This is a genomic window from Lysinibacillus sphaericus, assembly GCF_001629735.1.
Taxonomy (GTDB): Bacteria; Bacillota; Bacilli; order Bacillales_A; family Planococcaceae; genus Lysinibacillus; species Lysinibacillus pinottii.
Window position 1 is genome coordinate 3,509,125 of record NZ_CP015224.1, and the last position, 13,265, is coordinate 3,522,389.

Here is a 13,265-nt window from a genome sequence, read left to right on the forward strand (position 1 = left end):
CATGATCTTCTATTTAATTGTGACGCTTGTCATTCTACAAAGATTGACAGAGGTTTTCATTGCTAAACGAAACGAGAAATGGATGTTTTCTCAGGGAGCTTATGAGGTAGGTAACTCTCACTACTCTTATATGGTCACTATGCATATTAGTTTCTTCTTGTTTCTAATTGTTGAAGTAGTAACAAATAACAATGGTATTTCGCCCTTATTCCCATTACTTTTTATTTTGTTTGTAGCCGTTCAGGCATTGCGTATATGGTGTATCCGTTCTTTGGGAACATTTTGGAATACAAAGATTCTCATTCTACCTCACGCACAAGTTGTGCGTAAAGGTCCCTACGAATTTATGCGCCACCCTAATTATGCCGTCGTTTGCTTGGAAATTCTCCTTCTACCTCTTATGTTCCAGGCATATTTTACAGCGTTTTGCTTTACACTATTAAACATTACAATGCTATCTGTACGAATCCCAATAGAAGAAAAGGCTTTACGAGATGCCACTAATTATAATCGAGTGTTTGAAAAGAAGATTTCGGAGTCGTAGCCGAAATCTTCTTTTTTATTAATGCCATTCCCAGTTAAACGGATCCTGTAGTTGTTCCCACGGGTTACGAAACTCTTCATCTGTTAATAAACAGCTGTCCAACTGTTTGAAAATACGTTCTTTATCTAAGTCAATACCAATAATAACAAGTTGGGTCATGCGATCTCCAAACTCGCTATCCCAGTCTTCCAACACCTCTGGACTTTGTTGGAAAACATCTTCCTGCTGAGCTTTTGGTAGTGCAGCTACCCAATAAGAAACAGGTTCAATTTTTGCAGATGAACCTGCCTGTGATAGCAATAACGCAACATCTTGATGTTTAGCACTCCAAACAATCCCCTTTGCCCGCACAATTGATTGGGGCATGTGGTCACACCACTCGACAAAGCGCATCGGATGGAATGGCTTTCTACTTGTATAGGTAAATGAAGATATCCCGTACTCCTCCGTCTCCGGCATATGGTTTTCATGCCCCAACTCTAATTCTTTTAACCAGCCAGCTGATTCTGATACACGCTCGAAGTCAAAACGGCCTGTATTCAAAATGTCAGTAGAATCAATTTCACCATTAACCGTTCGGATTATTTTTGCCTCGGGCTGTAGTGCGCGCAATATACCCTCCAACCGTTCTAACTCTTCTATTGAAACTAAGTCACACTTATTTAATACAAGGACATCACAAAATTCTATTTGATCAATAAGAAGGTCTGCAACATCCCGTCCATCTAATTCACCAATTGCTTCCTTACGCTCTAATAAACTCTCTCCTGATTGAAAATCATGCCAAAAGCGATGCGCATCTACGACCGTTACCATCGTATCCAATTGACAAAATCTCGTTAAATCTATGCCGAGCTCTTCATCTAAATAGCTAAATGTTTGCGCAACTGGAATCGGCTCACTAATACCTGTCGATTCAATCAATATATAATCAATATTGCCAAGCTTCGCAAGACGTTCCACCTCCTGTAATAAATCTTCTCTCAATGTACAACAAATACAGCCGTTGGATAACTCCACAAATTTCTCTTCTGTTCGTGAGATACCGCTGCCATTTGCAATAAGCTCAGCATCAATATTAATTTCACTCATATCATTCACAATAACAGCAACACGTAAATCCTTTTCGTTTTGCAATACATGATTCATCATTGTGGTCTTACCAGAACCTAAGTATCCACTTAATACAGTCACAGGTATTTTCATTGTTATCTCTCCAACTCCTTAAATCGTAATCATTACTATTTACAATTTGTAATTAAAACATATAATTTTATAAAATGCAAAGCTTTTTATTATATACGAAATAAACTTGACAATTTACAACCTAAAATATATTGTTTAAATCGTAATAATTACTATTTAAAAGGAGGCATAATTATGCGCGTACAAATAACTCTAGCCTGCACAGAAACTGGTGATAAAAACTATATCACGACGAAAAATAAACGTAATAATCCAGAGAGATTGGAGCTTAAAAAGTATTCCCCTCGCTTAAAACGAACTACTTTACATCGTGAAACAAAGTAATTTAGCAGTAGTTAATTAATTGGGGACTGTTTCAAAAGGGGTATGCTTACCCCCTAGAAACAGTGTTTTATCCCATCTATTCTCTATTTATTTCGAATGCAAGCTCGTTCAATTTTTGATCGAGTTCATCAAGCATTCGTAATCTATAATCGATCTGCTCGTCTAGATTAATAGATCCATTCATTTTTACTCTACTGTCATCAGTTTGATTTTTATAGCCTTTTATCTCATTCGTTAGTTTTTCGATTTCTTGATTTTTCGTCTCTAATTCTTTGACTAATTGTTGATATAGGCTGTCCGTCTCTACTTTGTCTCTATAGGATTGTTCTATTGTCTCTACGATACGTTCCATTTGTCCACCTGTAACGATGGTAAAGTCATGTAATCTTTTATCAAACCCTTCAATCATTGACCTATAGTTTTTATCTTCATTAGATACGTTAACGCTGTCCTTTAATAACTTATTTTCTGCTCGCAACTCATTTAGCTCTTTTAATAAGGACTCTATCGAAGTAATTTGTTTTTTCCTTTGTAACTCTCGTTTTTGTATCTCTTCATCATATGCTTCCAATTCCTTATCAAAATCTCTCTTCAACTTTAATAGCTCCATCGAGAGATCTTTTCTGAGTCTTGTTAATTGTATATTTTCCCGTTCAAGCCGTAGCACTAATGCATAATAATCACTATCCCTTAGCCTTTTCACTTCATTTTTATATTTGGCTAATTCGGCCCTTAAAAAAATTATCATTTGTTGGAGCTGTAGAGGATCATTGTTTTTGACAATATCGTTGTCCATCCTTGCACCTCCTAGCCTGAAAAACTTTTTAGAATTTCAATGACTTCTTCAAACTGTGCTTTACTGTCATCTAACACCTCATCTAGTTGTTTTAACCACTTTGTTTGAAGCTTCGAATGTTCATGTTGTTCAAAGATATTATTTTTTTCCCCAGAGACAAGATAGCCAATTAATTGTTGCAATGTATCTTTTTCAAGAAAGGCAAAGCTATTATCTTGTACATTACGGCGGTTAAGCTGGTCCTTCAGCAATTGTTGGATTACGCTACTAAGCTCTTGTTTTTCATGATCCACCATTGTTTCCCTCCTGCGTTTGACTAATTCCATTGAGATTAATTGGGTTTAACACAACCACACCATCTGTTAGCTGATCACAATATGTAAAACCCATAATAGTGCCAGAATACGATAAATTATGGGACCATTTAATTTGAAAATTGGTAAATGAAATCGTTTCATTTGGTTCGATGGTGGACTTCCCTACTGGTCTAAGCCAATATTCCTCCTTACTAGACTTGTCATTAAAACGTTCCCAATTACTTTGCCCCTGTGTCTTTAAAGTAGGTGTGTAATTTTCGTGAACATACCTTCCCGAGAAATAAAACGGAGAATCTTTCGGTAATTTAATACATAGATATGGATTTGTGACGGGTGTTTGACCAATATTACGAATATGGTAGGAGCCTAAACAAAGACTTTCTTGCTCAGAGTCATAGGATATATTGAACGAGGATGTAAAATAACTGATTAGACTAATCTTATTTTGAACTGCTAGCTCTTCTACCAGCTTTTTTATTTCTTGAACATACATGTTTGTCTGTTCTTTCACCGCTTGTATCTTGTCTTCTATTCGTGTTATCACTTAATGCCCCCTTACTATGATTCATAAAAAAAAGAGAGGATAACCCTCTCTTCATGATATGACTTTCCTCTATTTGTTAGCACTACTAACCAACAGTTGGGAAAATAACTGGGCATTGTTGTGGACGAACCGCAGTTGGACATGTGAATGGTAAATCTGCTCTTGGTTCGCAGAAAGTTGCTAAAAATTCCACAGTAACTGGGAATGTTGATTGAATGCTTTGGCAAACAGCAACAGTAATTGTTAACGCAGAAAACGTAATTGCACCTGCTGCAGCTGTAAGTGTACCAGTTGTACAAACGAAGCAATCTAAATCTGTATATAGAATTTCTACATCTGTACCCTTAGGTGCACATAATGTCACTTGCTCACAGCGTGAAACAGGAATCTCTGCGCTTGTGAACATTGTTCCATTTGGTAATGTAACAACGATCGTAAGAATGAAATTCTTTTGAATATTTAAATGTTGTAGACAAACAGTTGATCCATCGATAGAGAATTGGCGATTCTCACGGTTTAGGATCACAATTGGATTTGTAGCTGCTGGAATTACTCGACATGTAACAATTGCACCTGTTAAGTCAGTAGCTGCTGTTACGCCTGGGAATGTAATTGCTCCAGTTGGTGAAATATCAAATGACATTTCCTTTACAATCCAGTCATATACCTTATCAACATTTATACAAATCAGTTCCTGCGCCTGGGATGGCATATGTTCTTGCATCCTTTTGACACCTCCATAAGTTTTTTATCTTTCGTTTGTAGCATATGTTTTTCAGCTATAAGTGCATGGGCTAATAAATAGTTACATTGGATATTTATAAAAATCAGCGACAATCATTTTGTCTTACAGTTCTTTCTTTATAATAAGAACTAAAATGTTGAAGGAACAGGTATATTTGTAACAGAAAGGCAATATTTTTAATAAACTAATAATGGAATGAAAGGGGTGAACTACAATGGAGGAGTCAAAATTGTATACCACTCAAGAAATTGAAAATTTAAAGCAAAAAATTGAAACCTATAGAGAATCGTTATCATCATTAAAAACGGGATCGTCAATTGAAGATTTCCTTTATATGAAGCAGGGGTTTGATGGACTGAAAACACAGATAGCCCATTTAGAGGGGATTACAGAGACATTGGATACTAAGCAAAATTCCTATATAAAAGGATATGATGATCAAATAAGGCTTCTTTCCATACAGATTGAGTCTCTGAATCAAACCATGGAAGAAATGAATCAAGAAATTTTAGCAGTTTTAAACAAATTATTAACTGTTGAAGGAAATGATACAACAACCATTTCTCCCGCCATTAAAATGCCTTCTCAAACTTCGGCTACTCATTTGCCTAGACAACAACCTAGAATGACACAGACAGCAGATAAAACTACGATAACATCAGCACAACCATCTTATAGACTATTACAAAGTTTGGCAGGTAAAGCCATAAACCACCAACAAAATGTCAATAATAATGGGGCTCCACCTCCTCACAATGACCAGCAGGTAGCTAAACCAGAAGAGCGGCATTTTAATCAGCAATATTTTCAATCCATTAATACGCATCCAAGCCATATATACAATGGTTTATTCAGAAACACGACAGTTGAATCCACCTTCCATTTTAAAAATGCCACGGATGCAAAGGAAGTTCCAGTAAGTGTTTATGATCCATCTGCTGTACAGCCCACTTTAAGTGAGGAAAACATCGAGAATGATCATTTACTATCAACTCTTGTTCATGAATCGAGTACTGGAACCGAAAAATCAGATGATCCTACAGAGGCTGTGCCAACGGAAAATGAACGTAACAACCATGAGATTTCCGAAGTAACTAAAGGATCGTTTGAACAGGTTAATTCAGAGAAACTTAGCAAGACAGTTAGTGAAGACACTACTGCAATAGCTAGTGAGCCTCTCAACGAAGTCATTTCAGAAACAGTAGCACAGCCAGCTGACACAGTTGAAACACATCATTCTCCTTCAATCGAAACAGAAGAGTATGTCGAAGTGTATAATTCTGAAGCAGTCTATGAGGTTCATCCATCCCTGGAAGAAGAAAATAAGCAACCTGATCCTGTAAATATGCCGATTGAGGAAGAAAATAAGAAGGGAAAAAATTCATTTTTTGATTTCTTTAAAAGATGGAGTTAAATTTATCACTTTATAAGACGTCCACTATGTATGAAAACACATAGTGGATGTCTTTTTGTTTCAATAGAAAATTGATTTTATGAAATCATTGAATTTATAGGAGAGGTAGATATTTGCCCTTCCCCCCTTTTCACATATGAATAGAATAATGAAGAAAGGGGGTGTAAAAATGTGTTTTAACAACTCAATGTGTGGTTGCTCTAAAGGCAATGGTGATTGTACTGCCCTTGGACCATTTATCGGTATTGATGCGGCATGTATTACTCCACCAGCAGCTACAGGTTCCATTATCCCATTTTCTTCAGGAACAATTCCTGTTGTATTAGTATCTCTTGCAACTGGTTTAGTTAGTACTGTAAGCCTTGTTGGTTTTGGTACATCTGTTCCAGGTGTAGCTCTTGCTGGCGTTAATATTGATTTAACAAGTTCTCTTGCCACAGAAGCTTTTACTGTTCCACGTCCAGGAACAATTACATCTATTGCTGCAACAATTTCAGCAACTGCCGCTTTAACACTAACAGGAACAGCTACAGTGAGAGCACAAATTTACCGTGCAGTTCAAGGAAGCAATGTTTTCAGCCCTACTGCAGCATTTGTTGATTTAACTCCAGCTTTACCATTAGCAGCATTATTAGCTGGTGCAATTGCAAGCGGTAGTGCCAACGTATCAGTGCCAGTAACTACTGGTGATCGTTTATTAATGGTGTTCTCCATGACTACTTCAGGAGCTACTGTTCTGGTTACTCTTACTGGTAACGCAAGTGCAGGAATTACTATTGTATAAGTAAATAACGCTAACTCTTAAAGTTATAAGTATCTTTTCAAACCTAATAATTAAATTGTAGTAGGCGATTTTAACTAAATCGTCTACTTTTTATGTAGCTAAAATGCTAATGCATGCTGGATATGTGCCAAATGATGTTTGCCATGCCATGCATATAAACCTACTGCTTGTTCCAATGTTGTTAACCCCGAATCAGGATGATTATAAGCTCGTTGTAATTGTTCATCCGTTAAATTTGTCAGTAAATAAACCCAACGCTCATGTAAACTTTCAATTAATGTCAGCGAAGTTGCTATTGGCATTTCTGAATCTGGGAGCATTGCCCATTCAGCCTCATTGTATGGCTTAATCGTTGGTACATCCTCTGTTAGTGCTAGCTTAAAACGGGTATAGCTGTTCATATGACTATCAGCAATATGATGGACTAGCTGTCTAACGGTCCAACCATTTTCACGATACGATTTTGCCAATGCCTGCTCACTTGCTTCACTTAATACTTCTTTAAGCTGCTTTGGTAATAGGTAAATATCTCCCATCCATTCTTTTACTTGCTGTGATGTCACTTCTTTTGGACATTGAAACTCCCCAATGGGATATCGTAAATCAATCAAATTGCTCTCCTCCATTTTTCCCTCTTACTTTTCCAAAATGTTTAGGTCATTATTATTCCTGGATATCAACAATCAACGTATCAGAGTGTTTTCCATTTGTATCAGTAAAACAGCCCTTTTCCAAGACTAGGAATTTTTACGCTTAAAGGGCTATGAGCATCTGCTTCGTTTGCTGGCCCGCTAAGACCTGTGCTCCATCCGCCAACTAAAATAGACTGGTTAGTTTTAGAATCTCTATAGTATCCTACAACTGTTAACTCTGTATTACCATTTCCTTCAATTCTTCAAAGATGCCACATCCATTTTGTGGGCTCATACTTTGCATACTAGCACCAATAACACCCGATTTATTGGCATTACCTATAATGGCTCTATCACCAAATTCACTGCTTTTTCATTCCAATTAATAGCTGCAAAATCACTTATTTGCAAAAAATCTGGGGCATTCTCTGTTATTACAATTTTACCTATATTTGTATAACTACTACCACTAACAGCATCATACATATAAGGACAAATCTTCTCACGACAACCCCCATCCCCTAAAAAAATTCTTTTTACCCTCAATTATTACAGACAATTCCGTTCATTAAAATACCAAATAGCAATAACACAAAAAGAAACTGTATTACTCATCAAAGAATAATACAGCTTATCACCTTATTTTTTTTCTTTGGCTTTTGCTTCTTTTTCAAGATGCTTCCTTGCTATCTTCAATCGTTGAATGTCTTTTTTCTTCAGAGGAACAATCTCTTCCTTCATCATTTTAATATAAGAAATCATTAACAACAGTAATAGGACTGTAAACGGTAACGCGGCAATTAATGAGGCTGTTTGTAGTGCATCCAGCCCACCTGTATACAATAAAACACCTGATATAGAGGCCATCAATATACCCCATACTAACTTGGATAGTACTGTCGGGTTTAAAGACCCCCTTGTCGTCATACTCGCCATAATGAAAGTAGCTGAATCGGCTGATGTAATTAAGAAAATGAAAATGAGCAAAATTCCAATAAAAGAAGCTATCATTGAAAGAGGTAAATACTCTAGCATTTGAAACAAGGCCACTGTTACGTCGTTATGAACGGTTTGCGCAATTTCAGCTTCTTTATGCAGGTCGAACCACATGGCAGTTCCTCCAAAAACAGCAATCCAAAAACAAGCAATAAGAGGAGGAATAATTAATACGCCAACAATGAATTCTCGAATCGTTCTTCCTTTAGATACACGGGCAATAAAAGAACCAACAAAGGGCGACCATGCTATCGCCCACGCCCAATAAAAGATCGTCCAATCCTTCACCCAAGTCCCCCCGATATACGGTTGCATCCTTAAGCTGTATTGAATGAAGTTTGAAATATAATCCCCTATTGCTAGTGTAAAGGTTTCCATAATAAAAACTGTTGGGCCAGTTATAAAGACAAATAGCAGTAAAACAATCGCTAGCATCATATTGACATTACTTAGGATTTTCATTCCCCTTTGAAGGCCCGTAGTGGCAGAGAACATATAGCCAATAAACATGATAAGAATAATGGCTACCTGTATGAGAAATGTATTAGGTAAACCAAAGACAAAGCTTAAACCTCCGTTTGTTTGGAGCACGCCCAAGCCAATAGAAGTAGCTACCCCCATAACTGTAGCAATAACCGCTAAAATATCAATTGTGCCCTTCACGACTCGATTTGTCCCCGTTACAGGCTCTAAAGCGGTAGAGATGAGCATATTTCTTTTTTTGTTAAATTGCACATAAGCCATGACAAGCCCCAATATAGCATAAACAGACCATTGGCTGATTCCCCAATGAAAGAAAGAATAACCCATTGCCAGTCGCGCTGCATCTGTCGTTAGAGGTGTTGTGTCACTAAAGGGCGGTGAAAAGTAATGACTCATTGGTTCAGCTACTCCCCAAAAGACTAATCCAACCCCTAGACCTGCAGAAAAGAGCATAGAAATCCATGTGAGAAAGCTAAATTCTGGTCGACCATCTTCTGCTCCTAACCGAATAGTGCCATATTTACTAATCGCCAAGCCAAATAGAAAAACCACGATTATAAAGACCGCCATTAAGTAAAACCAACCAAAAAAATCCGTCGTCATATGAAAGACGCTGTTCGCACCATTCTTAAACTGTTCCGGTATTATTGCCCCAATAATTACTAAAAATAAAATGGCTCCACTAGAAATAATAAATACTGGGTTGATTAAATTTTTAATTTTTTGCATACAGCGCCTCCATTAATCCCAGACGTTTTACCAAATTTCCTTTATTATGAGTTTCCTTCAAGTATTTTATAAATCAAAACTTCTTGAAAATAAAAAACCGCACTACCAATAGATAATGCGGCTATTGTTTATTCATTTGTAAAAGCAAAACGTATGGCTCTACTCATAACTGTAGGCACAACAGATGCATGATTTTCGTTTAAAGCTTCATAAAAATCAACCTTCATTACTTTTTCAAGTATTGTTGCCATTTGTCGTGCATCATCCACCATAAAGGTTTCCAGTTCACCAGCACTAATAAACAATGTTTCCTTCATAGCCTGATGCTCATTTAAAAATACTGAGGCACATGGGACTAATTCATGCTCATTCCACCAGATGGAAGGACTGATAGCCAGGTAATGTTGAAAGCTTGTTGGATGGTGAAATAATTGCCAAAGCGTAAAATAACCAGCTAATGAGTGACCAAATATCGATTGCTGTGCTTTATTTACTGGATAGTTGGCTTCAATCATTGGCTTTAGTTCTTCTTCTAGGAATCGACTAAAGTTTACTGCCCCACCAAGCTTTTCATGCCCTTTACCTTTAAATCTTGCGGGATAAATATACGTCTCTGCTGGTGCCGTAAAATCATAAAAACGTCGTTCACGCATATCTTCACCATGCCCGATACCAACAACAATGGATGGTAAAATACCCGTTTTTGGCGCATTACGACTTTGCAATCGAACTGCTTCCTTAATAAGAGAAAAATAAGAAGAACCATCCAATACATAGATGACCGGAAAGCCTTCCGTTGGCGCTTCCTCATTTGGTACATAAACGTTAATCCCATACGTATAGTCTGCCAATTTTGAAGTCATTTGCTGTGTTGAGTAATCTATTTCTGTTGGATTCATTTGTTTTCCTCCTTCAATATGTCATAGCCATAGCATACAGGTGTATTGGTTGCTGGATCTTCCATAATACGTGCATCAATGTTAAAGACTTGACGCATCACCTCTGCGCTTAAGATTTCCTGTGGTGTTCCTGTTTGCATGATAACACCATTTCGCATGGCGATCAGATGATCTGAATACCTAGCAGCATGGTTAATATCATGAAGAACCATGACGATTGTACATTGATGCTGTTCATTTAAATGTTTCACGATATCAAGTACTTCCAATTGGTGGGCCATATCTAAATACGTAGTCGGCTCATCGAGCAACAAAATATTTGTTTCCTGTGCCAATGCCATAGCGAGCCATACACGTTGACGCTGACCCCCAGAAAGCTGTGCTAGCTCCCGATTTCGATATTCCACCGTGTTTGTGACCGTTAACGCCCACTCAATCATTTCTTCATCCTTATTTGTTAATCGATTGACATTGTTGCGGTGCGGATATCTGCCATAAGCAATAAGTTCCTCGACTTTTAATTGTCCCGGTGCAACGGGTGTTTGTGATAATATTGCTAGCTTCTGTGCAATATCCTTTGTCGACAGATTTTGCATATTTTGCTCCTGCAAGTATACCGTGCCCTGTTGCTTTTTCAAAATTCTTCCTATTGTTTTGAGAAGCGTTGATTTACCACAGCCATTCGGTCCGATAATCGTTGTGACCTTGCCCTCTTCAATCGTTAAATTTAACCCTTCAAACACTCGAACCTGCTCATAGCCTGAAGCCAAATTTTCCATTCTAAACGCTGTTTGCACACCATTTCCTCCTATGCCTTAGATTTCACTAGTAAATACAAGAAATATGGAATTCCTATAATCGATACTACTATTCCAACAGCCAGCTCAGACGGTGCGAATACCGTTTTGCCGATAAAGTCAGCTAGAATTAGCAAGCCTGCACCAATTAATGCACTTACTGGCATGACATAGCGGTGCTGAATACCAACAAGCTGCTTGGCGATATGTGGTGCCATTAACCCAATAAAGCCAATACTTCCTGATACAGATACGCATGCGCTAACTAGTCCTACACTGGCTAATAACAGCTTCATTTTCTCTTTTTCAACAGCAATTCCTAAACTTGTGATGTTATCCTCTTCCAGCTGAAAATAATCAAGTAAATACGATTTTTTATGCACATAAATTCCTAAAATTACAAGCCAAGGTAACATAGTAAGAGCAAAAATCCAATTCGCATTGTAAATGGAACCTGCCATCCAAATAGCTGCAGATTCAAAATCCTGCGCACTCATTTTTAGAGATAGAAACAATGATAAAGCGCCAAATCCACTGTTAATGGCAATCCCAGTTAATATTAATCGCTGCATATCGAGATGACCATTTTTCAAAGCAAACGTAAAAATTAATATAGCCGCAATTGTTCCACCGATAAAACCGAACAATGGCATCATTAAAATGGATAGCCAGCTGTTCATATCTGCACTCACTAATTTTAATTGAAAGAAAAACATAAAAATTACGACCGCGGCACCAGCTCCAGCATTAATTCCTAATATCCCTGGATCTGCGAGCCCATTGCGCGTAATACCCTGTAATACAACCCCCGCCATTCCTAATCCAATACCAACGAGCCCAGCTATGACAATTCGTGGTAAGCGGAATTCAAAAATAACAAGATCAAATTTTGGATTAGGTTCAATACGCAATAATGTTTTTATGACATCCATCACAGACATATCAAAAACACCATTTGTAATATGTAGATAACTTGCAACTAAAATCAAAAGTAAAAGCGTCGACATAGTCATTAAGAATACACTTGAGGTATGTTTACGCACGTTTTTCACCTCCGTGCTTTCGAACTAAATATAAGAAGAATGGCACACCAACTAATGCTGTTAAGACTCCTATTGGCGTTTCAAATGGATAATTAACAAAGCGGCTAAGGACATCACAAAGCGCCAAGAAAAAGGCACCAATAACCGCCGCACAAGGGATAATATAGCGATAATCTACTCCAACAAGAAAACGAGTAATATGCGGAATAACTAACCCTACAAAGGCTATTTTCCCAACGAGAGCAACTGCTGTCCCTGTCAAGCATACGACAGCTAGCATACTAATAATCCGTACGGCCTTTGTTTTTTGACCTAGTCCCATTGCAATATCCTCACCTAGCGAGGTAATCGTAATGGCCCTCGCGGATAGTAAGGCCAATAATAAACCAACTAATCCAAATGGAATAGAGAGCATCAACATATCCATATCTACCATATGTACCTTAGTGTTATACCAAGCACTGACTGTTTGTGATACTTGAAAATACATCGCAATCGCTGTAGCTATACTACTTAAAAATGTCCCAATAACGGTTCCAATAATGGCTAGCCTTACTGGTGATAAACCATTCCGAATTAACGAGCCAAAGCCAAAAACAATGCCCGCACCCAGTGCAGAACCTAGCATTGACAATAAAATCATTTGATAATTAGGCAGTCCTGGGAAAAAGACAATGGCTAATGTTATAACAAATGCAGAGCCATCGTTGACACCCATCAATGAAGGAGATGCTAAATAATTTCGTGTAATTCCCTGCATAACTGCACCCGCAACTGCCAAAAAGGCTCCTACTAACAAGACTGCGCCTATTCTAGGAATACGTCCTGTCCGTATAATTTGATGATCAACATTAGAAGGATCGAATGCTGATATTGCTTGCCACACAGTGATTACACTAATATCCTTTGTTCCATACATAACAGAAACAAGCGCCACAAGGGCAATAAGGAGAGGAGATACTGCTAATATTGAAAATGACACTACGTTTGTTTTTTTCAACTTTCACACCTT

The 13,265-nt window shown here is 37.7% G+C and carries 15 protein-coding genes; 4 read left to right on the forward strand and 11 right to left on the reverse strand.

The window, feature by feature from the left end:
- Position 1 precedes the first annotated feature (1 nt).
- The gene (locus A2J09_RS17200; RefSeq protein ID WP_012295905.1) at positions 2 to 544 is read left to right on the forward strand and encodes an isoprenylcysteine carboxyl methyltransferase family protein; all 543 of its coding nucleotides are present in this window, start codon (positions 2 to 4) and stop codon (positions 542 to 544) included.
- Positions 545 to 562: 18 nt separating this feature from the next.
- On the opposite strand, the gene A2J09_RS17205 is transcribed toward A2J09_RS17200, so the two are convergent.
- Positions 563 to 1,750 (reverse strand): GTP-binding protein, encoded by a 1,188-nt coding sequence (locus A2J09_RS17205; protein ID WP_012295906.1) that lies wholly within the window; start codon positions 1,748 to 1,750, stop codon positions 563 to 565.
- Between the two features lie 174 nt (positions 1,751 to 1,924).
- Here A2J09_RS17205 and rpmG point away from each other — a divergent pair, with 174 nt between their 5' ends.
- Positions 1,925 to 2,074 carry a 50S ribosomal protein L33 gene (gene rpmG / locus A2J09_RS17210; protein WP_012295907.1) on the forward strand — a complete coding sequence of 50 codons (150 nt, stop codon included), beginning with the start codon at positions 1,925 to 1,927 and terminating at the stop codon, positions 2,072 to 2,074.
- Between the two features lie 76 nt (positions 2,075 to 2,150).
- On the opposite strand, the gene A2J09_RS17215 is transcribed toward rpmG, so the two are convergent.
- The 4 genes from A2J09_RS17215 to A2J09_RS17230 form a co-directional block, all read right to left on the reverse strand.
- The gene (locus tag A2J09_RS17215) at positions 2,151 to 2,870 is read right to left on the reverse strand and encodes a hypothetical protein (protein WP_012295908.1); all 720 of its coding nucleotides are present in this window, start codon (positions 2,868 to 2,870) and stop codon (positions 2,151 to 2,153) included.
- Between the two features lie 11 nt (positions 2,871 to 2,881).
- Entirely contained in the window at positions 2,882 to 3,166 is a 285-nt protein-coding gene (locus A2J09_RS17220) for a hypothetical protein (RefSeq protein WP_012295909.1), read from the reverse strand.
- Positions 3,153 to 3,731, reverse strand: coding sequence for a hypothetical protein (locus tag A2J09_RS17225; protein ID WP_012295910.1), 579 nt, complete (start codon positions 3,729 to 3,731; stop codon positions 3,153 to 3,155). Before A2J09_RS17225 ends, A2J09_RS17220 begins: the two co-directional genes overlap by 14 nt.
- A gap of 85 nt (positions 3,732 to 3,816) precedes the next feature.
- Positions 3,817 to 4,455 (reverse strand): BMQ_0737 family morphogenetic spore coat protein, encoded by a 639-nt coding sequence (locus tag A2J09_RS17230; protein WP_012295911.1) that lies wholly within the window; start codon positions 4,453 to 4,455, stop codon positions 3,817 to 3,819.
- Positions 4,456 to 4,690: 235 nt separating this feature from the next.
- Between A2J09_RS17230 and A2J09_RS17235 the strand changes: the two genes are divergently transcribed.
- Both A2J09_RS17235 and A2J09_RS17240 read left to right on the forward strand, forming a co-directional pair.
- Positions 4,691 to 5,890, forward strand: a complete 1,200-nt coding sequence (locus tag A2J09_RS17235; protein ID WP_012295912.1) for a hypothetical protein — start codon at positions 4,691 to 4,693, stop codon at positions 5,888 to 5,890.
- Between the two features lie 169 nt (positions 5,891 to 6,059).
- Positions 6,060 to 6,674, forward strand: coding sequence for an exosporium glycoprotein BclB-related protein (locus A2J09_RS17240; protein WP_031416594.1), 615 nt, complete (start codon positions 6,060 to 6,062; stop codon positions 6,672 to 6,674).
- A 98-nt stretch (positions 6,675 to 6,772) separates the two neighbouring features.
- Here the strand turns inward: A2J09_RS17240 and A2J09_RS17245 are convergent, their stop codons facing one another.
- The 6 genes from A2J09_RS17245 to A2J09_RS17270 form a co-directional block, all read right to left on the reverse strand.
- The gene (locus A2J09_RS17245; RefSeq protein WP_012295914.1) at positions 6,773 to 7,300 is read right to left on the reverse strand and encodes a YfiT family bacillithiol transferase; all 528 of its coding nucleotides are present in this window, start codon (positions 7,298 to 7,300) and stop codon (positions 6,773 to 6,775) included.
- 645 nt (positions 7,301 to 7,945) lie between these two features.
- The gene (locus A2J09_RS17250; RefSeq protein WP_012295916.1) at positions 7,946 to 9,514 is read right to left on the reverse strand and encodes a BCCT family transporter; all 1,569 of its coding nucleotides are present in this window, start codon (positions 9,512 to 9,514) and stop codon (positions 7,946 to 7,948) included.
- 128 nt (positions 9,515 to 9,642) lie between these two features.
- Positions 9,643 to 10,413 (reverse strand): alpha/beta hydrolase, encoded by a 771-nt coding sequence (locus A2J09_RS17255; RefSeq protein ID WP_036162395.1) that lies wholly within the window; start codon positions 10,411 to 10,413, stop codon positions 9,643 to 9,645.
- A complete protein-coding gene (locus A2J09_RS17260; RefSeq protein WP_012295918.1) occupies positions 10,410 to 11,192 on the reverse strand; it encodes an ABC transporter ATP-binding protein in 783 nt (260 codons plus the stop codon). The genes A2J09_RS17255 and A2J09_RS17260 overlap by 4 nt, the downstream gene beginning before the upstream one ends.
- Positions 11,193 to 11,221: 29 nt before the next feature.
- Positions 11,222 to 12,217: a FecCD family ABC transporter permease gene (locus A2J09_RS17265; protein WP_012295919.1), complete on the reverse strand. Its 996-nt coding sequence runs from the start codon at positions 12,215 to 12,217 to the stop codon at positions 11,222 to 11,224.
- Positions 12,218 to 12,245: 28 nt separating this feature from the next.
- A complete protein-coding gene (locus tag A2J09_RS17270) occupies positions 12,246 to 13,253 on the reverse strand; it encodes a FecCD family ABC transporter permease (RefSeq protein WP_036162397.1) in 1,008 nt (335 codons plus the stop codon).
- Positions 13,254 to 13,265 lie beyond the last annotated feature (12 nt).